Source organism: Pseudomonas sp. SMV7 (genome assembly GCF_052041995.1).
Lineage (GTDB): Bacteria > Pseudomonadota > Gammaproteobacteria > Pseudomonadales > Pseudomonadaceae > Aquipseudomonas.
Map to the genome: position 1 here is coordinate 26,383 of NZ_JBKGGT010000013.1, position 20,143 is coordinate 46,525.

Below are 20,143 nucleotides of genomic sequence, written 5' to 3' on the forward strand. Positions count from 1 at the left end.
GCAGCTGCTCCAGTACTGCCGTCAGATGGCACATCGGTTGCACCAGACAAGCCCACAGCCTTATCAGTACGGGCGAGGAACCTTGTGAACACAGCACTCCGAGCAACGCCCCTGGCCTGGGTCAACGGCAGCGACGCACCGGAAAAGCCCAGCCTGAACATCGGCTACATGGCCCTGACCGACTGCGCCTCGGTGGTGGTCGCCGCCACCCAGGGTTTTGCCCAGCAACATGGCCTCACCCTCAACCTCCAGCGCCAGGGTTCCTGGGCCGGGCTGCGTGACAAACTGGTCAGCGGCGAGCTGGATGCCGCACATTGCCTGTATGGCCTGGCCTACGCCGTGCACCTGGGCATCGGTGGCGTACCGGCCAGTGCCATGGCCGTGCTGATGGGGCTGAACCAGAACGCCCAGGCGATCAACTTGTCGCCGGCCCTGCAACGCAAGGGCGTGACCAACCCCGAGGCACTGGCGCGCCTGGTGCACCAGCATGGCGCACGCCTGACCTTCGCCCAGACCTTCCCCACCGGCACCCATGCCATGTGGCTGTATTACTGGCTGGCCAGCCAGGGCATCCACCCGTTGCGCGACGTCGACAGCGTGGTGGTGCCGCCCGCGCAGATGGCCGCGCACATCCAGGCCGGGCGCATCGACGGTTTCTGCGTGGGCGAACCCTGGGCCGCCGACGCGGTGGCCAGGGGCCAAGGCTTCACCCTGGCCACCAGCCAGTCGATCTGGCCGGACCACCCGGAAAAGGTCCTGGCCTGTGCCCGCGCCTTCGCCGAGCAGTACCCCAACAGCGCCCGCGCGCTGATCAAGGCGATTCTCGCCGCCAGTCGCTTCATCGAGCAAAGCCCGGAGAACCGCCGCAGCACCGCCCAGCTGCTCAGTGGCAGCGCCTACCTGGACACCCCGCTGGAGCGCATCGAGCCGCGCCTGCTCGGCCATTACCAGGATGGCCTGGGCAACCACTGGCAAGACCCGCATGCCCTGCGCCTGCACGACCACGGCAAGGCCAACCTGCCCTACCTGTCCGACGGCATGTGGTTCATGACCCAGTTCCGCCGCTGGGGCCTGCTGCGCGCGGACCCCGACTACCTTGGCGTGGCCAGCCAGGTCCAGCAACTGGCCCTGTACCGTGAAGCGGCACAGAGCCTGGGCGTGGCCTGCCCCGAGCAGGCAATGCGCAGCAGCCTGCTGATCGACGGCACCCGCTGGGATGGCAGCGACCCTTACGCCTATGCCCGCAGTTTCAGCCTGCATGCCCTGGGCGAGCTGCCCGATGCCCGTGTCGGCGCGTGAGGGAGACGAGCATGTTGCGTATCCTGCTGATCGACGATACCCAGAACAAACTCGGCCGTCTCAAGGCGGCACTGAGCGAGGCCGGTTTCGAAGTCATCGAAGCCCCAGGCCTGACCATCGACCTGCCTGCCTGCGTCGAAACAGTGCGCCCGGACGTGGTGCTGATCGATACCGATTCACCAGACCGTGATGTGATGGAACAGGTGGTGCTGGTCAGCCGGGACCAGCCACGCCCCATTGTGCTGTTCACCGACGAACACGACCCTGCGGTGATGCGCCAGGCGATCCAGGCGGGCGTCAGCGCCTACATCGTCGAGGGCATCCATGCCGCGCGGCTGCAGCCGATCCTGGATGTGGCCATGGCCCGCTTCGAAAGTGACCAGGCGCTGAAGGCGCAGTTGCTCGCCCGCGACCAGCAGCTGGCCGAGCGCAAGCGTGTCGAGCAGGCCAAGGGTTTGCTGATGAAGATGAAGGACTGCAACGAGGAACAGGCCTACACCCTGATGCGCCGCCAGGCCATGAGCCGGCAGCAGAAGCTGATCCAGGTGGCCGAGCAGATCATCGCCATGCACGAGATGCTCGGTTAGCAGCCTGCCTTACGCGCTCCTACAAATACCAGGTCGCCTGGCAAGGTTGGCCCATCTCTTGCTGAACGAATTGCACCGGTAACCAACGGCGGTTGCCCACTTGATCCCGACAAAGACGTCGCTCTCCCCTCCACGGCCGTGGAGCGGGAAGCGGCGTCTTTTTCGTTCCGCTGCATTGCCAAGTGAGGTGTTCGATGAGTACCAGCTTCTGGAAATCCGGGCATGTGCCCACCCTGTTCGCCGCGTTCCTGTACTTCGACCTCAGCTTCATGGTCTGGTACCTGCTCGGCCCGCTGGCGGTGCAGATTGCCGCCGACCTGCAGCTGAGCGCACAGCAACGGGGCCTGATGGTGGCTACACCGATCCTGGCCGGGGCGATCCTGCGTTTTGTCATGGGCGTGCTGGTCGACCGCCTGTCACCCAGGACTGCCGGCCTGATCGGCCAGGTGGTGGTCATCGTCGCGCTTGCGGCGGCCTGGCACCTGGGCGTGCACAGCTATGAACAGGCGCTGCTGCTGGGCGTGTTCCTCGGCTTTGCCGGTGCCTCGTTCGCCGTGTCGCTACCGCTGGCCTCGCAATGGTACCCACCGCAACACCAGGGCAAGGCCATGGGCATCGCCGGTGCCGGCAACTCCGGTACGGTGTTCGCCGCCCTGTTGGCACCGGCGCTGGCCGCAGGCTTTGGCTGGAACAATGTGTTCGGCTTCGCGCTGATCCCGCTGGCGCTGACGCTGCTGGTGTTCGCCCTGCTGGCACGCAATGCCCCGCAGCGGCCCAAGCCGAAAGCCATGGCCGACTACCTCAAGGCCCTGGGCGACCGCGACAGCTGGTGGTTCATGTTCTTCTACAGTGTCACTTTCGGCGGCTTCATCGGCCTGGCCAGCGCCCTGCCCGGCTACTTCAGCGACCAGTACCGCCTGAGCCCGGTCACCGCCGGCTACTACACCGCCGCCTGCGTGTTCGCCGGCAGCCTGATGCGCCCGCTCGGCGGCGCGCTTGCCGACCGTTTCGGCGGCATCCGCACGCTGCTGGGCATGTACAGCGTGGCGGCCATCTGTATCGCTGCGGTCGGCTTCAACCTGCCCAGCGCAGCCGCCGCCCTGGCGCTGTTCGTCAGTGCCATGCTGGGCCTTGGTGCCGGCAATGGCGCGGTGTTCCAGCTGGTGCCGCAGCGCTTCCGCCAGGAGATCGGCGTGATGACCGGGCTGATCGGCATGGCCGGCGGCATCGGTGGCTTCCTGCTGGCGGCCGGCCTCGGCACCATCAAGCAGCACACCGGCGACTACCAGCTGGGACTGTGGCTGTTCGCCAGCCTGGGCCTGCTGGCCTGGTTCGGCCTGCATGGTGTCAAGCAGCGCTGGCGCACCACCTGGGGCTCGGCAGCCGTTACTGCGGCGCGGGTCTGAGGCGCGCCGATGAGCCTGCAACTGCGTTTCGCCCAGGCCAGCGCCACCGGGCCGCGCGAGGAAAACCAGGATGCCCTGCGCCTGGTCACCCCGGCGCCGGAGCTGGCCGCCAGCAAGGGCTACCTGTTCGCGCTTGCCGACGGTGTCAGCCAGTGCGCCGACGGTGGCCTGGCGGCACGTGCCAGCCTGCAGGCGCTGGCCCTGGACTACTACGCCACGCCTGCGACCTGGAGCGTGGCCCAGGCCCTCGACCGCCTGCTGCTGGCGCAAAACCGCTGGCTGCGAGCCCAAGGCAGCGGCCAGCCGTTGCTGACCACCCTCAGCGCGCTGGTACTGCGTGGCCGGCGCTTTACCCTGGCCCATGTCGGCGACTGCCGGGTGTACCGCTGGTACGCCGGGCGCCTGCAATGCCTGAGCGAAGACCATGTGTGGGACCAGCCCGGCATGCAGCATGTACTGAAGCGTGCGCTGGGCCTGGACCAGCACCTGCTGGTGGATTACCTGGAAGGCGAGCTGCAGGCGGGTGAATGTTTCCTGCTGCTCAGCGACGGGGTCTGGGCCAGCCTGGGCGACCAGCACATCCAGGCGGTGTTGCGCGAGCAACCCGACCTGCAACTGGCCGTCGATACCCTGGTCGCCAGCGCGCACCTCAACGGCAGCCAGGACAACGCCAGTGCCTTGCTGGTGCAGGTCGAGCAGCTGGGCACGGCCAACCTCGGCGACACCCTGGACCAGTTGCAGCAATGGCCGCTGCCCGGCCCGCTGCGCGAGGGCCAGCTGATCGATGGCTGGCACGTGGATAAGCTGCTCGCCCACAGCCGCCAGTCGCTGCTGTACCGGGTACGCGATGGCCATGGCCAAGCCTGGCTGCTCAAGACCCTGCCCGCCACGCGCGAGCAGGAGCCCGGCGCGGCGCAAGGCCTGCTGCTGGAGGAGTGGTTCCTGCGCCGGGTCGTCGGCCGCCACTTCCCCGAGCTGCACCCGGCCAGCCAGCGCCAGCAGCTGTACTACGTGATGCGCGAATACCCCGGCCAGAGCCTGGCGACGCTGCTCGCCGAGCAGGGCCCACTGCCCCTGTCGCGGTGGCTGGAGCTGGCCCGGCAACTGCTGCAGGCGGTCGGCGTGCTGCACCGGCGCAACCTGCTGCACCGCGACATCAAGCCGGAGAACCTGCACCTGGGCAGCGACGGCCAGCTGCGCCTGCTGGACTTCGGCCTGGCCTACTGCCCGGGCCTGTCCGAGGACCCGCCGCATGAGCTGCCGGGCACGCCCTCGTACCTTGCTCCGGAAGCGTTCGATGGCCAACCGCCCAGCCCACGCCAGGACCTGTATGCCGTGGGCGTTACGCTGTACCACCTGCTGACCGGGCATTACCCGTACGGCGAGGTCGAGGCGTTCCAGCGCCCGCGCTTCGGCCAGCCAATCAGCGCTGCGCGCTATCGCCCCGACTTGCCGGAATGGCTGCAGCACAACCTGCAGCAGGCGGTGGCGGCCGACCCGGCGCAACGTTTCGAAACCGCCGAACACTGGTTGCTGCTGCTCGAGCGCGGCGACCGCCAGGAACTGCCCGACCGGCCCCGACCACTGCTGGAACGCGAGCCACTGAAGGTATGGCGCACCCTGGCCCTGCTGTCGTTGCTGTTCAACCTGATCTTGCTGCTCGCCTTGCTCAAGGGCTGAGTGCACCTTGCCGATGAGGAAATGCTGATGAATGCGAAAGTCTGGCTGGTCGGTGCCGGCCCTGGCGACCCCGAGCTGCTCACCCTCAAGGCCGTACGCGCCCTGCAGCAGGCCGCCGTGGTGATGATCGACGACCTGGTCAACCCGGCAGTGCTGGAGCATTGCCCCCAGGCCCGGGTGATTGCCGTGGGCAAGCGCGGTGGCTGCCGCTCCACGCCGCAGGCGTTCATCCAGCGCCTGATGTTGCGCCATGCCCGGCAAGGGCGTTGCCTGGTGCGACTCAAGGGCGGCGACCCGTGCATTTTTGGCCGGGGTGGCGAAGAGGCGCTGTGGCTGCAGCAGCATGGCATCGAGGTGGAAGTGGTCAACGGCATCACCGCCGGCCTGGCTGGCGCCACGCAATGCGGCATTTCCCTGACCTCACGGGGTGTGAGCCGGGGCGTGTCGCTGGTAACGGCGCATACCCAGGACGACAGCGAACTGAACTGGGCAGCCTTGGCCCAGGGCGGAACGACGCTGGTGGTGTACATGGGCGTGGCGCGGCTGGAGCAGGTGCGCCAAGGGCTGCTTGAGGGCGGCATGGCAGCGGGGATGCCGGTGGCGATGATCGAGAATGCCTCGTTACCCCAACAGCGGGTGTGCTGGAGCGATGTGCAGGGGATGGTGGAGGCTGCGCGGGGGTTTGGCTTGCGTAGCCCGGCGATATTGGTGATTGGCGAGGTGGTTGGGGAACAGGCGGTTCAGCCATTGGTGGCAGCAGCCGGCTGAGACACGGTCCCTTGTAGGAGCGGCCTTGCGTCGCGAAAGGGCTGCAAGGCAGCCCCAGCGACTTGTGCACCTGCGCGGAAATCCTGGGGGCTGCTACGCAGCCCTTTCGCGACGCAAGGCCGCTCCTACAACGGACCGTGCGGACCGGCTTGGTGGAAGGGCCGGTGCGGGCAAGACAAATTCCTGGCAAAGAAAAACCCGGCCGAGGCCGGGTTTTTCGTGAAGCTTCAAACCAATTACTTGGCCTGGGCTTCTACCTGAGCTTCAACGCGACGGTTGATAGCGCGGCCTTCTTCGGTGGCGTTGTCGGCAACCGGACGGGTTTCGCCGTAGCCTACCGAGTCAACACGGCTAGCTTCTACGCCGTACTGCTGGGTCAGGACCTGCTTGACAGCGTTGGCACGACGCTCGGACAGCTTCTGGTTGTAAGCGTCTGGGCCGACGGAGTCAGTGTGACCTTCCACGGTGGTGGTGGTCTGTGGGTACTGCTTCATGAAGTCAGCCAGGTTCTTGATGTCGCCGTAGCTGTTTGGCTTGACGACCGACTTGTCGAAGTCGAACTTGACGTCCAGCTCAACGCGAACGACTTCGGCAACAGCCGGGCAGCCATCAGCGTCAACGGTAACGTTGGCCGGGGTGTCCGGGCACTTGTCAACGTTGTCGCAAACGCCGTCGTTGTCGGAGTCGGAGCAGACTTCAGCAACAGGAGCCGGAGCAGCTTCAGCTTGCTTCGGGCTACCGCCGAAGTTCAGGCCAACGCCAACGCTCGGGGCCCACTCGGTGTCGCCCTGGTCGATGTTGTACTGAGCTTCAACGCCAGCACGGGCGTAGAACATGTCGGTGATGTACCACTTGGCGCCAGCGCCAACGTTGGCGAAGGTGGAGTGGTCACGACCGCCACGGCCGGTCTGGCCCAGCGACTGGTGCGAGAAACCAGCGGAAACGTACGGACGGATAGCGTCGTACGGGTTGTTGAAGTGGTAAACGGCGTCCAGGGCGGTGTTCGAGCCCTTGATGTTCTTGCCGTCTTCGCCACGAGCGTTGTGAACTTCGTCGTAGCCCAGACGCAGCTCAACGTCGTCGGTCAGGAAGTAACCGATCGAACCGCCGAACAGGTTGCCGTCGTTCTTGAAGTCGCGCTGGCTGTCGAAGAACTCTTTCTTGTAGAAGACTTCAGTTTCGACGGCGCCTTGGCCTTGCGCCATAGCGCCAATCGAAGTGGCGGCTACAAGCGAACCAATGGCCAAGCCCAAGGTGTTTTTCAATTTCATCCGTTAAATCCCCATCTGGTGATAGTTAAGCAGTCCCACCACAAACAAGGGGGACAACTCGACGGCAAGTCTAGCAGAACTCGCCGGTTCGTTAGAGATATTTGCATGCCCCTAAGTTTCATCAAGGCCGGCAAATTTCTCCCGAAGCTTGTCTAGCGCGCGCTTGTAGCGCATTTTCGTCGCGCTCAGGCCCATGTGCATGATGTCGGCAATTTCCTGAAATTCCAGCTCTGCGACAAATCGTAGCACCAGAATTTCCCGGTCAATCGGGTTCACATGCACCAGCCACTTGTCCAGCCCGCCTTTTTCTTCCGGCTTCGGCGCCTTTTCTTCGGACGCCTCTTCCACCGGGTCGAGGCTCAAGGCATCCATCAAGCGCCGCTTGCGGCGCTCCTTGCGGTACTGGGTAATGCATTCGTTGTAGGTGATGCTGTAGAGCCAGGTCTTGAACTTGGACTTGCCCTCGAAGTTCTTCAACCCGTACAGCACTTTCAGCATGACCTCCTGACAGACATCGTCCGCGTCACGGTCGTTCCCCAGATAACGCGCACAGACGTTGAACAGGGTCCGTTGATAGCGCCGCATGAGCTCCTCATAGGCGCGGGTAACGTGGTACAGCTCCTCATGCGAACGCGCCACCAACTCTTCGTCGGTGAGCTCGCGGGGGTCATAGCGCATGGGCGGCGAATGAACTTTATTCAAAACGGATCTGGCCGACAGTCAGGTCAATGTCGCCGCGCGACCCCGTGGGTCGATTTTCGCGGCGGCATACATTAACAGCTTTTGTGCGGTTAGCGGCTATTGACTCGCTGTTCCAGCAGCTCACGGTTGGACAGCGACACCAGTTCGCCATCATCGGTCAGCAGCGTGGTCTTCACCGTACCGATCTCCTCGATCTGCCCTTCGACCTCGCCAATCCGCACCTGCTGGCCGACCTGGTACAGCTCGCGCACGTAGATGCCGGCCAGGATCTGCCCGGCAATTTCCCGGCTGCCAAGGCCCATCGCCAGCGCAACGGCCAGACCAACGGTAATCAGCCCGATCACGATCACGTGGTTGAGCAGGTCGGTTTTCACCTCCAGCTGGCTGATGGCCACCGAGATACTGATGATGATCACCAGGCCTTGGGTGATACGCCCCAGGCCTGCCGAATATTCCAGGCCAATGCCTTCGGCAGCGCCACGCACCAGGCCGTTGGCGACCTGGGCCAGGAGCACGCCGGCGAGCAGCACCAGGGCCGCGCCGAACACCTTCGGCAGGTACAGGGCGAGCATGTCGAGGGTCGCCGAGACCCGCTCCAGGCCCAGCGACTCCGCCGCCGAGACCAGGAAGATGAGCAGCACGAACCAGTACACGACCTTGCCAATCAAGGTCGAGATCGGCACCTGGATGCCGACCCGGCCAAGCATCTTGGTCAGCCCGGTACCGGCCATCAGGCGGTCCAGGCCGAACTTGGCCAGCAGTTTGGACAACAGCGTGTCGAGCAGCTTGGCCACCACGAAACCGAGCAGCACCACGACCAGCGCGCCGAACAGGTTGGGGATGAAGTTCGCTACCTTGGTCCAAAGGGCAGTCATGGCAGTGACCAGGCTCTGGGTCCAGAGATCGAGTTCCATATTCAATCGGCCTTATCTGCTTTGCTGCCATTGGCAGCGTTGCGGGAAGAGTGTCGACGCACCGGCGCAACATGCGCCGCGCCATTGTTCACGGCAATCAGCAGCGCCTGGCTCCAGCGGCCAAGCAGGCTGAACAGATCACCGGCACCAACCTGACGGTTGGCAGTTTTCAGCACGCGCCCCAGGCAGGCGGCGTCATCCCGGTCGTCCCGGTCATTGCCGGAGGGTGACGCCTTGAGCAGGTCACGCAGGGATTCTTCAAACGGATCGTGCATGGGCACCTCGCGCAGTGTCAGTCAGAGACGAGATGGCCGGGCGATGGGTCACACATTCATACCCACCGCAATCGGCGGAACAGCCACCACTGCCCCACCGCCAGCCCTAGCACGACGATGCAGGCGAACAGGAAGCCATAGGGGTTTTCCGCCCCCGGGATGCCGCCGACATTGATGCCCAGCAGCCCGGTGACGAAACTCATGGGCAGGAAGATGCAGGTGATGATGCCGAAACGGTACATGGTCCGGTTCATCCGCTCGCTGCGCCGACGGTCCTGGCTTTCCAGTACCAGCGCGGCACGTTCGCGGGCCAGTTCCAGCTCTTCGAGGTAGCGGATCAGGCTGTTGTTCAGTTCGTTCCAGTAATCGGCGTCGGCATTGGCGAACCAGCTCCATTTGCTGCGCGACAGCTGGGCGTAGATTTCCCGCTGCGGGGCGAGAAAACGGCGCAGGCTGGCAGCGCGCCGGCGGATCTGCTGCAGGCAACCGTTCTCCGGTGTATACCGCTCGTCGGATTCGACCTTTTCTTCCTCCAGGTCGACCTGCTCGGACAGGTCGCTGACCAGCGCCTGGACCTTTTCCGTCAGCAGTTCGCCCATCAGCAGCAAGAGCTCGGAAGCCGATTTCGGCCCCCTGCCCTCTTCGAGCTGCTGGAGAATTTCATCACTGGCACGCAAAGGCCGCAGGCGCAGCGAAATGACCCGCTGCGCTTCGGCAAAGATGCGCACCGAGACCATGTCTTCGGGCTCGGCCCCCGGGTTGAGGTTGACCCCACGCAGGAACAGCAACAGCTGTTCTTCCGCCAGGGGCAGCAGGCGCGGGCGGGTGTTTTCCTCGAGCAGCAGCTCGCAGGCGAACTCGCTGAGCCCGCTGTCATGCAGCAGCCAGGTACGGGTTTGTGGATGGCTGCGGTCCCAGTGCAACCACAGGCTCTGCCCGGGTTGCAGCTGCAGGCTGTCCAGTTCGGTACGGGCAATCGAGCGCGCGCCGCCTTTACCATCGAGCACCAGGGCATGCACCAGCCCCCACTGCGCGTTGTCTTCCTCGAACATCAAAGCTCCATCAGCGCGACTGGCGCATTACGCCGGCATTTCCAGCGGGCTTGGCGAGACCAGCACGCCATTGTTGTCGGCATATACATACTCGCCCGGGCGGAAGGTCACCCCGGCGAAAGTCACCGGCACATTGAGGTCACCGATGCCGCGCTTGTCGGTCTTCATCGGGTGGCTGGCCAGGGCCTGCACGCCGACATCGGTCTGGATCAGCACATCGACGTCACGCACGCACCCGTAGATCACCAGGCCTTCCCAGCCGTTCTTCGCGGCCTTTTCCGCCAGCATGTCGCCAAGCAAGGCACGCCGCAGCGACCCGCCGCCGTCGACCACCAGCACCTTGCCCTTGCCATCGAGCTCGACCTGCTCCTTGACCAGCGAGTTGTCCTCGAAGCACTTGATGGTGACGATCTGGCCACCGAAGGAATCGCGGCCACCGAAATTGCTGAACATCGGCTCCAGCACCTGCACCAGGTCCGGGTAGGCGTCACACAGGTCGGGCGTTACGTAATGCTGCATGGGAAACTCCTGTCAGTCACAACGAAAGCGGTTATCGGCCAAGGCTACACCCTGGAGGCCGTCGCAGTCATCCAGGACCGAGCAGTCAGCCGAATCAACCAGCGGGTACAGGCTGCACCGCCACCGTGGAGGCATGCACCGGCAGCAACGGCTCTCGCAACCAGCGCTCCACCAACGGCCACACCTGCACCTGTGCGGCCTTGCTCACCAGCATGTCGACATGCCCGAAGGCCTCGAAGCCTTCCTCGCGGCCCAGCCGCAGAAACTGCTTGCGCTCCCCGCCCATCTGCTCGAACAGCTTGCGACAGGCCCACACCGGGTCCTGGAAGTCGCCGGCGCCGGCCACTGCCAACAGTGGCACATCCACCTCGGCGAGGCCGGCCCACCAGTCGTTGTGCTCGTCACCAAAGCGCCCGAACAGGCCATGCCAGCGCATGCTCTCCAGGGCCAGGCCAATCGGTTCGTCCTCCGGCCCACGCTTGAAACGCGGCCCGGAGATCTGCCCCCAGCGCTTGAGCAGCAGCTTCGCGCCCCAGGTCAGTGGCGGCACCTTCAGTGGCCAGTACACACGGCTGATCTGGGTACCGAACAAGGCCACGCTGGCGACCTGGCCGGCCTCGAGAAAAGCGCCGCCCAGCGCTGCTGCCAGGGTCGTGCCGCCCAGCGAATGACCGAGCCAATGCGGCGCCTGGCCGGACTGCTCGCGCACGAACGCGGCAATCAGCGGCAGGTCATCCCGGGCATAGGCGGCCACGTTGTTGTGCTTCCAGTCGCGGTTGCGTGGCGACAGGCCGTGCCCGCGCATTTCCGGGATCCACACGTCGAAACCGGCGCGGGCAAGAAACGCCCCCAGGCCAACCCCTTTGGGCGAATACCAGAAGCGACGGTTGGAAAAGCTGCCGTGCAAAAGGATCACCGGCACCCCCTGGGCCTGCCCCTGGTCGGCCAGCCCAAGGCGGGTCACGGCCAGCTCGACGGTAGGATCGGGGCCGTTGCCGGCCTTGATCCGGTACACGTCTTCACTGAGGTCGCCGCGGCGTTCGGCACTTAGCAGGGCTACGGGGAATAGAGTGCTGCTGCTTTGCATAATTTTGCTTGGTGCACAAAAAAGGGCGGGATCCATTGCTGGAGCTCGCCCTGGAAAAACCAGGCGGGGGTACGCCAGACGCCCCCCCCGCGTCCTACTGCGTCAGGCCTCGCCCTGGCCCTCAGCCAGGTAGAACCAGGTTTCGAGTACCGAATCCGGGTTCAGCGACACGCTGTCGATGCCCTGCTCCATCAGCCACTTGGCCAGGTCCGGATGGTCCGATGGGCCCTGACCGCAAATGCCGATGTACTTGCCGGCCTTGTTGCACGCGGCAATGGCATTGGCCAGCAGCTTCTTCACCGCAGGGTTACGCTCGTCGAACAGGTGGGCGATGATGCCCGAGTCGCGGTCCAGGCCCAGGGTCAGCTGGGTCAGGTCGTTGGAGCCGATCGAGAAGCCATCGAAGTACTCGAGGAATTCTTCGGCGAGGATGGCGTTGGACGGCAGCTCGCACATCATGATCACGCGCAGGCCGTTGTCGCCGCGGGCCAGGCCGTTTTCGGCGAGCAGGTCGACGACCTGGCTGGCTTCGCCCAGGGTGCGCACGAACGGCACCATGATCTCGACGTTGGTCAGGCCCATCTCGTTGCGCACGCGCTTCAGCGCGCGGCATTCGAGTTCGAAGCAGTCACGGAACGACTCGCTGATGTAGCGCGAGGCACCGCGGAAGCCCAGCATCGGGTTCTCTTCTTCCGGCTCGTACAGCTTGCCGCCGATCAGGTTGGCGTACTCGTTGGACTTGAAGTCCGACAGGCGCACGATGACCTTTTTCGGGTAGAAGGCCGCCGCCAGGGTACTGATGCCCTCGACCAGCTTCTCGACATAGAAGCCGACCGGGTCGTTGTAGCCGGCGATGCGCTTGTCGACGCTGTCCTTCAGGTCGGCAGGCAGGCCGGCATAGTTCAGCAGCGCCTTGGGGTGCACGCCGATCATGCGGTTGATGATGAACTCCAGGCGGGCCAGGCCGACACCGGCGTTGGGCAGCTGGGCGAAGTCGAAGGCACGGTCCGGGTTGCCGACGTTCATCATGATCTTGAACGGCAGGTCGGGCATGGCATCGACCGAGTTCTGCTTGACGTCGAAGCCCAGCTCGCCCTCGAAGATGAAGCCGGTGTCGCCTTCGGCACAGGATACGGTCACGCCCTGGCCGTCTTTCAGCACCTGGGTGGCGTTGCCGCAACCGACCACGGCCGGGATACCCAGCTCACGGGCGATGATCGCCGCGTGGCAGGTGCGCCCGCCACGGTTGGTGACGATGGCGCTGGCGCGCTTCATCACCGGTTCCCAGTCCGGGTCGGTCATGTCGGAAACCAGCACGTCGCCCGGCTGGACCTTGTCCATTTCCGAGACGTCGTGGATCACCCGGACCTTGCCGGCGCCGATGCGCTGGCCGATGGCGCGGCCTTCGACCAGGACGGTGCCCTTTTCCTTCAGCAGGTAGCGTTCCATGACATTGGCGCTGGAGCGGCTTTTCACCGTTTCAGGGCGGGCCTGGACGATATACAGCTTGCCGTCGTCACCGTCCTTGGCCCACTCGATGTCCATCGGCCGCTGGTAGTGCTGCTCGATGATCATGGCCTGCTTGGCCAGCTCGCTGACCTCGGCATCGGTCAGGCAGAAGCGTGCGCGCTCGGCGCGGTCCACTTCCACCGTCTTGACCGAACGGCCGGCCTTGGCTTCGTCGCCATAGACCATCTTGATCGCCTTGCTGCCCAGGTTACGGCGAAGGATCGCCGGGCGGCCGGCCTGCAAGGTGCTCTTGTGCACGTAGAATTCGTCAGGGTTGACCGCGCCCTGCACCACGGTCTCGCCCAGGCCGTAGGCGCCGGTGATGAACACCACGTCGCGGAAGCCCGACTCGGTGTCGAGGGTGAACATGACGCCGGCAGTACCGGTTTCCGAGCGGACCATGCGCTGCACGCCGGCCGACAGGGCGACCAGCTTGTGGTCGAAGCCCTGGTGCACGCGGTAGGCGATGGCGCGGTCGTTGAACAGCGAGGCGAACACTTCCTTGGCCGCGCGGATCACGTTGTCCACGCCGCGAATGTTGAGGAAGGTTTCCTGCTGCCCGGCGAACGAGGCGTCCGGGAGGTCTTCGGCAGTAGCCGAGGAGCGCACGGCAACGGCCATGTTGTCGTTACCGGCGGCCATTTCGGCGAAGGCCGCGCGGATCTCGCTGTCAAGGCGCGGCGGGAAGTCGGCTTCCATGACCCACTGGCGAATCTGTGCGCCGGTCTTGGTCAGGGCGTTGATATCATCCACGTCCAGGGCGTCGAGTGCCGCATGGATACGGTCGTTGAGACCACTCTGTTCGAGAAAATCGCGGTACGCCTGCGCCGTAGTGGCAAAGCCGCCCGGCACCGATACACCAGCACCTGCGAGGTTGCTGATCATCTCGCCCAGGGATGCGTTCTTGCCCCCCACATGCTCCACATCATGGACGCCGAGCTTATCGAGGGAAACTACGTACTCTACCAAGGTGATCTCTCCACTAACTGTGTTGGAAAAGCTCAAGGGCGCCCGCCTGCCTTCATTGACTTGGCCGGACGCTTGTGGCCTGTACATGGAAAATAAGTGAGAATGCCGACAGCCGCATTCGGCAAACCGAACTTATCATATCCAAGAAACGTCATCAGCTTAAGGCCCAGATCGCAAATGAAACGAACCGCGTTCTTCATCTCCGACGGCACCGGCATTACTGCCGAAACCCTGGGCCAGAGTCTGCTCGCTCAATTCGAGAGCATTCCGTTCAATAAATTCACTCGTCCCTACATCGATTCGCCGGACAAGGCACGCACCATGGTCCAGCAGATCAATGCCGCCGCCGAGCGCGACGGTGTGCGCCCGATCATCTTCGACACCATCGTCAATCAGGACATCCGGGAAATCCTGGCGACCTCGAACGGCTTCATGATCGACATCTTTTCTTCGTTTTTATCCCCGCTCGAACAGGAATTGACTGCCCATTCGTCGTATTCCGTCGGTAAATCGCACTCGATTGGCGGTAATTCCAACTATATGGAGCGCATCGAGGCGGTCAACTTCGCCCTCGACAACGACGATGGCGCGCGCACCCACTACTACGACAAGGCTGACCTGATCCTGGTAGGCGTGTCGCGCTGCGGCAAGACCCCGACCTGCCTGTACATGGCCATGCAGTTTGGCATCCGTGCCGCCAACTACCCGCTGACCGAAGACGACATGGAGCGCCTGCAGTTGCCGGCCGTGTTGAAAAAGCACCACAACAAGCTGTTCGGCCTGACCATCGACCCCGACCGCCTCACCGCCATCCGCCACGAGCGCAAACCCAACAGCCGCTATTCGAGCTTCGCCCAGTGCGAATTCGAAGTGCGCGAGGTGGAGAGCCTGTTCCGCCGGGAGAACATTCCACATATCAATTCCACGCATTTCTCGGTGGAAGAGATTTCGGCGAAGATCCTGGTCGAGAAAGGCGTGGAGCGCAGGTTCAAGTAGGGCGGAGGGCGCGCCACAAGATTTTTTTATCGCCAGTGAGACCGAGCGCCGCGCGGGCGGCGCTCGATTTGCGCACCCCACAAAATCCGCGCCAGGCACCTATGAAAAAGCCCCGACATCGCTGCCGGGGCTTTTTTTCAACGCACTACCAGACTCAGGACGGCACCACCGCCGCCTGCCCGCTCATGGCCAGGTCGACCAGCTCGCGGTTGGCCACCGCGTACATCGCATAGTCGGTAGCGGTGGCGTTACGCAGGTCGTCGAGCATGGCGCGCCAGCGCTCCACCATCACCCGGTGCTGCTCGGCCCACAGCGCCACACGGGCGTCCATGTCTTCCGGCCCGTCGGCCATCTGCAGTACCGAGATGGTGATCGCCCGCTGCTGCAGGTCGATATCGTCGCGGAAGGCTTCGCGGGCCAGGGCCTGCCAGTTGTTCTCCACCGGCAGGTTGCTGATCTCCTGCAGGTACCAGGTCAGGTCCAGCGCGCTGCCCACGGCGAAGAACGCCTTGGCCACCTGCGCCGGGTCATGCCCGGTGACATCAGCCGCCTCGATGATCGGCAGCAGGGTGTACAGATGGCTGGTACCCGCCACCATGCGCGCCAGCAGCTCCGGCACCCCAGCCTCGACGAAGCCCTGGTAACGCACCATCCAGCGCTCGCGGGTCGGCCCTTCGAGCAGTTCGTCGAGCTTGAGCCCCAGCTGCGCGATCTTCGGCCCGAAGTGCGCGGCGTCGCGCCCGGCGTCCTGCTCGTTGCGGCGGCTGCGCAGGAACCAGCGGGTAGCCCGGCGGCCCAGGCGCATCAGCTCGTCCATCAGGGTCAGCTGGACTTCCGCCGGCACCTGGTAGTCGAGTGCCTCGATCTGGCGGAACCAGTGCGGCAGGTGGAAGATGTCGCGTACGATCACATAGGCCCCGGCCACGTTCGCCGGGCTCATGCCGGTCGACTCCTTCAGGCGCTGGACGAAGGTGATGCCCATGTTGTTGACCAGGTCGTTGGCGATCTGGGTGCTGACGATCTCGCGCTTCAGGCGGTGGCGGCGCATGGCCTCGGCGAACTTGCTGACCAGCGACGGCGGGAAGGCGGTTTCCATGTCGCGGGTCAGGTAGTCGTCGTCCGGCACCAGCGACTTGAGCAGTTGCTCCTTGAGGTCGATCTTGCTGTACGAGATCAATACCGACAGCTCGGCGCGGGTCAGCCCCTGGCCAGCAGCCAGGCGTTCGGCCAGTTGCTCTTCGGACGGCAGGAACTCGATGGCGCGGTCCAGCTTGCCACGCGCCTCCAGGTCGGCCATCAGGCGCTTGTATTCGGCAATCCGCTCGCGGGCACGGCGGGCTGCCAGCGACAGTGCCTGGGTCTGCTTGTAGTTGTTGCCCAGCACCAGGCCGGCCACTTCGTCGGTCATGCTGCCCAGCAGCTGGTTGCGCTGCTTCTCGGTCATGTCGCCACCCTGCACCACTTCATTGAGCAGGATCTTGATGTTGACCTCGTGGTCGGAGCAGTCCACGCCGCCGGCGTTGTCGATGAAGTCGGTGTTGGTGGCACCGCCGTTAAGGCCGAACTCGACCCGGCCAAGCTGGGTCATGCCCAGGTTGCCGCCCTCGCCCACCACCTTGCAGCGCAGTTCGTTGCCGTTGACCCGCAGTGCATCGTTGGCCTTGTCGCCGACATCGGCGTGGCTTTCGGTGCTGGCCTTGACGTAGGTACCGATGCCACCGTTCCACAGCAGGTCCACCGGCGCCTTGAGCAGCGCGTTGAGCAGCTCGGTCGGGGTCAGGCGGTCGGCTTCGATGGCGAAGCGCTCTTTCATCTGCGGGCTGATGGCGATGCTCTTGGCACTGCGCGGGAAGATCCCGCCGCCTTCGGACATGATGCTGGTGTCGTAGTCGGTCCAGGCCGAACGCGGCAGGTCGAACAGGCGCTTGCGTTCGGCAAAGCTGGAGGCCGGCTCCGGGTTCGGGTCGATGAAGATGTGCAAGTGGTTGAAGGCAGCCACCAGTTGCAGCTTGTCGGACATCAGCAGGCCGTTGCCGAACACGTCGCCGGCCATGTCACCAATGCCGATCACGGTGATCGGGTCTTCCTGCACATTGATGCCGCGCTCGCGGAAGTGGCGCTGCACGCCAACCCAGGCGCCGCGTGCGGTAATGCCCATCTTCTTGTGGTCGTAACCGGCCGAACCGCCCGAGGCGAAGGCGTCGCCCAGCCAGAAGCCGTAGTCGATGGCAATGCCGTTGGCGATGTCGGAGAAGGTCGCGGTGCCTTTGTCGGCCGCCACCACCAGGTACGGGTCGTCATCATCATGGCGCACCACGTTGGCCGGCGGCACCACGCCACCGTCCTTGAGGTTGTCGGTGATGTCGAGCAGGCCGGAAATGAAGATGCGGTAGCACGCCACGCCTTCGGCCGCGATCTCGTCGCGGCTGCCGCCCAGCGGCAGGCGGCGCGGCAGGAAGCCGCCCTTGGCGCCGACCGGTACGATCACCGAGTTCTTCACCTGCTGGGCTTTCACCAGGCCCAGCACCTCGGTGCGGAAGTCTTCCTCGCGGTCGGACCAGCGCAGGCCGCCGCGGGCCACGTTGCCGAAGCGCAGGTGCACACCCTCGACCCGTGGCGAGTAGACGAAGATCTCGAACTTGGGCACCGGCTTGGGCAGCTCGGGGATCAGCTTGGGGTTGAACTTGAAGCTGAAGTACGACTTGTTCTGGCCGTTGGCATCCGGTTGGTAGAAGTTGGTGCGCAGGGTGGCCTTGATCAGGTCCAGGTAGCGGCGCAGGATGCGGTCTTCGTTGAGCACCTGGACGTCGTCCAGCGCGGCCAGGATGGCCTGCTCCAGGCGCTGTTGCTTGTCATCCAGGTCTTCCTGGGTGAGCTTGCGCGCCAGGTAGAAGCGGGTCTTGAACAGCCGGGTCAGCTCGCGGGCGATGTCGGTGTGGTTGTTCAGGGTGCTGGCGATATAGCCAAGGTCGAAGCCCAGGCGGATCTGCTTCAGGTAGCGGGCGTAGGCGCGCAGCAGCGCCACGTCACGCCAGGGCAGGCCGGCGGTCAGCACCAGGCGGTTGAAGGCGTCGTTCTCGGCATCGCCACGGACGATATGGATGAAGGCGTCCTGGAGGATGTCATTGAGCTGCTGGATATCCAGGCTCAGGCCTTCGCTGTAGGTGAAGGCGAAGTCGTGGATCCAGTACTCGCGGCCGCTGGCATGGCGCAGCCGGTAGGGGAACTCGCCGAGCACGCGCAGGCCGAGGTTTTCCAGGATTGGCAGCACATCGGACAGCGCCAGCGGCGTATCGGCGTGGTACAGCTTGCAATGCAGGATGCGCTCGCCGACCTGGGTCAGCGGCTGGTAGAAGCTCATCGCCAGCGGCTTGCTTTCCGAGAGGTTCAGCACGTGCTGCAGGTCGACCACCGCCGAGTGCGCGGCGAAGCGTTCACGGTAGCCCGCCGGGAAGCCCTTGGGGAAATCGGCGAGGATGTTGGTGCCCTGGGCTTCACCGAAGTTCTCGATCACCAGCGCGGAGTAGTCGTCGTGCCAGGAGCGGCAGGCCTGGATCACTTCGCGCTCCAGCTGCTGCGGGTCGATGTCGATGCGGTTCTTCGGGTCTACCCGCAGGATCAGCTGCACGCGCGCCAGCACCGACTCGGAGAAGAAGGTCCAGAACTCGCAGTCGCTGGCCTTCAGGCGCTCCATCAGGACCTGTTGGATCTTCTGCCGCACTTCGGTGGAGTAGATCTCCCGCGGCACGTAGGCCAGGCAGTAGCAGAAGCGGCCGTACGGGTCCTTGCGCAGGAACACGCGGATCTTGTTGCGCTCCTGGATCTGCACGATCGACATGACGGTGCTGAACAGCTCGTCGATCGGTGTCTGGAACAGGTCGTCGCGCGGCAGCACTTCCAGCACCTGGGCCAGTTCCTTGCCCAGGTGGGCCTTGGGGTCGAAGCCCGAGCGGCGCTCGACTTCGTTGACCTTGACCCGGATATACGGAATGGCATGCACGCTTTCGCCATACACCGACGAGGTGTACAGGCCCATGAAGCGGTGTTCCTTGATGACCTTGCCATCGGCGTCCAGCTGGCGGATCGACACGTAGTCCGGGTAAGCCGGGCGGTGTACGCGGCTGGGCAGCGCGGCCTTGGCGAACGACAGCAGCAGCGGCTCGTTGAGGTAGGCCACGGCGTAGTCTTCGATGCGCAGCTCGTCGCTGGTCAGGCCTACGCGCAGGCGGCGTGGCAGGCCGAGGAACGACTGCTCGTCGTAGACCATCTGGCCGCCATCGGCGTTGCCCTGGACGGTAAATTCTTCATAGCCGAGGAAGGTGAAGTGGTTGTCCAGCAGCCATTCGAGGAAGGCCTTGACTTCGCCCTTTTCGTGCTGCGCCGGGGCAAAGGCGGTCTGCTCCACCTGCGCCAGCACTTCGCGCAGCTTGGCCTTCATCGGTTCGAAGTCGGCCACCACCACGCGCACCTCGGCCAGCACCTGCTCGATCTCGCGGGCCAGCACCGTCAGCTCGGCGGCATTGGCGCAACGGTCGATCTCCAGGTACATCAGCGATTCATGGCGCACGCCCTCGCCCTGGGTACCCTTGGGCAGCAGTTCGAGCAATTCGCCCTTGGCACCACGACGCACGCTGAGCACTGTGGTCTGCAGGGTATGAATGCTGTAGCCACGGCGGTTGAGCTCGGTGCGTACCGAGTCGACCAGGAACGGCAGGTCGTGGTGCAGCACCTCGACCACCGAGTGCGTCGACTGCCAGCCATTGCGCTCGTAATCGGGGTTGTACACCCGCACTTGCGGGTACTCAGGGTCGAAACGTTCGATGATGCGCCAGGCTGAAAGGGTGCAGCCGGCCAGGTCGGAAAGCCTGCGCTGGGTGAGTTCGTCCAGAGAGATGATGCCGAAGAACTGCTCGGCGAACAGCGCCACTTGTGGCAGGGACTGTTCGCTGATGTGCTGCGCCAGGGCCGCTTGCAGTTGATGCTGGAAGTCGGCTTTGCTGGCTGCGGTGAAGAACGCCATCTGTGGTACTCCGCTTGGGCTTTGTAATAGTTGAAGCGTCGCTGCGTGCGCCATGTACGGATCAACGATAGCCAACCCGTGGCAAGGCG

At 64.4% G+C, this 20,143-nt stretch carries 15 protein-coding genes; 6 read left to right on the forward strand and 9 right to left on the reverse strand.

The features are described 5' to 3' along the window. Positions 1 to 84 precede the first annotated feature (84 nt). The 5 genes from ACLEJP_RS16725 to cobA all read left to right on the forward strand — a co-directional run bounded on the left by ACLEJP_RS16725 (position 85) and on the right by cobA (position 5,740). Positions 85 to 1,299, forward strand: coding sequence for a CmpA/NrtA family ABC transporter substrate-binding protein (locus ACLEJP_RS16725; RefSeq protein ID WP_440808121.1), 1,215 nt, complete (start codon positions 85 to 87; stop codon positions 1,297 to 1,299). Between the two features lie 11 nt (positions 1,300 to 1,310). Then, complete coding sequence (locus ACLEJP_RS16730) at positions 1,311 to 1,886, forward strand: ANTAR domain-containing response regulator (RefSeq protein ID WP_225776991.1); 576 nt, start codon at positions 1,311 to 1,313, stop codon at positions 1,884 to 1,886. A 194-nt stretch (positions 1,887 to 2,080) separates the two neighbouring features. Continuing rightward, positions 2,081 to 3,292, forward strand: coding sequence for a nitrate/nitrite transporter (locus tag ACLEJP_RS16735; RefSeq protein ID WP_440808123.1), 1,212 nt, complete (start codon positions 2,081 to 2,083; stop codon positions 3,290 to 3,292). A 9-nt stretch (positions 3,293 to 3,301) separates the two neighbouring features. Beyond that, entirely contained in the window at positions 3,302 to 4,972 is a 1,671-nt protein-coding gene (locus ACLEJP_RS16740) for a protein kinase domain-containing protein (protein ID WP_440808126.1), read from the forward strand. Between the two features lie 27 nt (positions 4,973 to 4,999). After that, the gene (gene cobA / locus ACLEJP_RS16745; protein ID WP_440808127.1) at positions 5,000 to 5,740 is read left to right on the forward strand and encodes a uroporphyrinogen-III C-methyltransferase; all 741 of its coding nucleotides are present in this window, start codon (positions 5,000 to 5,002) and stop codon (positions 5,738 to 5,740) included. A gap of 236 nt (positions 5,741 to 5,976) precedes the next feature. Here the strand turns inward: cobA and ACLEJP_RS16750 are convergent, their stop codons facing one another. The 8 genes from ACLEJP_RS16750 to ppsA all read right to left on the reverse strand — a co-directional run bounded on the left by ACLEJP_RS16750 (position 5,977) and on the right by ppsA (position 14,038). Further along, positions 5,977 to 7,011 (reverse strand): OmpA family protein, encoded by a 1,035-nt coding sequence (locus ACLEJP_RS16750; protein WP_170029049.1) that lies wholly within the window; start codon positions 7,009 to 7,011, stop codon positions 5,977 to 5,979. A gap of 111 nt (positions 7,012 to 7,122) precedes the next feature. Continuing rightward, the gene (sigX, locus tag ACLEJP_RS16755) at positions 7,123 to 7,689 is read right to left on the reverse strand and encodes an RNA polymerase sigma factor SigX (protein WP_033696348.1); all 567 of its coding nucleotides are present in this window, start codon (positions 7,687 to 7,689) and stop codon (positions 7,123 to 7,125) included. A gap of 113 nt (positions 7,690 to 7,802) precedes the next feature. Next, positions 7,803 to 8,627 (reverse strand): mechanosensitive ion channel family protein, encoded by an 825-nt coding sequence (locus ACLEJP_RS16760; RefSeq protein WP_170029048.1) that lies wholly within the window; start codon positions 8,625 to 8,627, stop codon positions 7,803 to 7,805. Between the two features lie 2 nt (positions 8,628 to 8,629). After that, positions 8,630 to 8,902: a hypothetical protein gene (locus tag ACLEJP_RS16765; protein WP_004376140.1), complete on the reverse strand. Its 273-nt coding sequence runs from the start codon at positions 8,900 to 8,902 to the stop codon at positions 8,630 to 8,632. Between the two features lie 56 nt (positions 8,903 to 8,958). Further along, positions 8,959 to 9,954 (reverse strand): zinc transporter ZntB, encoded by a 996-nt coding sequence (locus ACLEJP_RS16770; protein ID WP_440808133.1) that lies wholly within the window; start codon positions 9,952 to 9,954, stop codon positions 8,959 to 8,961. A gap of 27 nt (positions 9,955 to 9,981) precedes the next feature. Then, the gene (gene rraA, locus ACLEJP_RS16775) at positions 9,982 to 10,473 is read right to left on the reverse strand and encodes a ribonuclease E activity regulator RraA (protein WP_186687468.1); all 492 of its coding nucleotides are present in this window, start codon (positions 10,471 to 10,473) and stop codon (positions 9,982 to 9,984) included. Positions 10,474 to 10,567: 94 nt separating this feature from the next. After that, entirely contained in the window at positions 10,568 to 11,560 is a 993-nt protein-coding gene (locus ACLEJP_RS16780; RefSeq protein ID WP_440808135.1) for an alpha/beta fold hydrolase, read from the reverse strand. A gap of 102 nt (positions 11,561 to 11,662) precedes the next feature. Then, positions 11,663 to 14,038 (reverse strand): phosphoenolpyruvate synthase, encoded by a 2,376-nt coding sequence (ppsA, locus tag ACLEJP_RS16785; protein WP_289130206.1) that lies wholly within the window; start codon positions 14,036 to 14,038, stop codon positions 11,663 to 11,665. A gap of 177 nt (positions 14,039 to 14,215) precedes the next feature. Between ppsA and ppsR the strand changes: the two genes are divergently transcribed. Further along, the gene (gene ppsR / locus ACLEJP_RS16790) at positions 14,216 to 15,034 is read left to right on the forward strand and encodes a posphoenolpyruvate synthetase regulatory kinase/phosphorylase PpsR (RefSeq protein ID WP_225776982.1); all 819 of its coding nucleotides are present in this window, start codon (positions 14,216 to 14,218) and stop codon (positions 15,032 to 15,034) included. 154 nt (positions 15,035 to 15,188) lie between these two features. Here the strand turns inward: ppsR and ACLEJP_RS16795 are convergent, their stop codons facing one another. After that, positions 15,189 to 20,054: an NAD-glutamate dehydrogenase gene (locus ACLEJP_RS16795; RefSeq protein WP_440808139.1), complete on the reverse strand. Its 4,866-nt coding sequence runs from the start codon at positions 20,052 to 20,054 to the stop codon at positions 15,189 to 15,191. Positions 20,055 to 20,143 lie beyond the last annotated feature (89 nt).

Bases quoted from the DNA above. Each gene is read 5' to 3' on its own strand.
- ACLEJP_RS16730 (WP_225776991.1), top strand. From the start codon at position 1,311: ATGTTGCGTATCCTGCTGATCGACGATACCCAGAACAAACTCGGCCGT.
- ACLEJP_RS16735 (WP_440808123.1), top strand. From the start codon at position 2,081: ATGAGTACCAGCTTCTGGAAATCCGGGCATGTGCCCACCCTGTTCGCC.
- ACLEJP_RS16740 (WP_440808126.1), top strand. From the start codon at position 3,302: ATGAGCCTGCAACTGCGTTTCGCCCAGGCCAGCGCCACCGGGCCGCGC.
- cobA (WP_440808127.1), top strand. From the start codon at position 5,000: ATGAATGCGAAAGTCTGGCTGGTCGGTGCCGGCCCTGGCGACCCCGAG.
- ACLEJP_RS16750 (WP_170029049.1), bottom strand. From the start codon at position 7,011: ATGAAATTGAAAAACACCTTGGGCTTGGCCATTGGTTCGCTTGTAGCC.
- sigX (WP_033696348.1), bottom strand. From the start codon at position 7,689: ATGCGCTATGACCCCCGCGAGCTCACCGACGAAGAGTTGGTGGCGCGT.
- ACLEJP_RS16760 (WP_170029048.1), bottom strand. From the start codon at position 8,627: ATGGAACTCGATCTCTGGACCCAGAGCCTGGTCACTGCCATGACTGCC.
- ACLEJP_RS16765 (WP_004376140.1), bottom strand. From the start codon at position 8,902: ATGCACGATCCGTTTGAAGAATCCCTGCGTGACCTGCTCAAGGCGTCA.
- ACLEJP_RS16770 (WP_440808133.1), bottom strand. From the start codon at position 9,954: ATGTTCGAGGAAGACAACGCGCAGTGGGGGCTGGTGCATGCCCTGGTG.
- rraA (WP_186687468.1), bottom strand. From the start codon at position 10,473: ATGCAGCATTACGTAACGCCCGACCTGTGTGACGCCTACCCGGACCTG.
- ACLEJP_RS16780 (WP_440808135.1), bottom strand. From the start codon at position 11,560: ATGCAAAGCAGCAGCACTCTATTCCCCGTAGCCCTGCTAAGTGCCGAA.
- ppsR (WP_225776982.1), top strand. From the start codon at position 14,216: ATGAAACGAACCGCGTTCTTCATCTCCGACGGCACCGGCATTACTGCC.
- ACLEJP_RS16795 (WP_440808139.1), bottom strand. From the start codon at position 20,054: ATGGCGTTCTTCACCGCAGCCAGCAAAGCCGACTTCCAGCATCAACTG.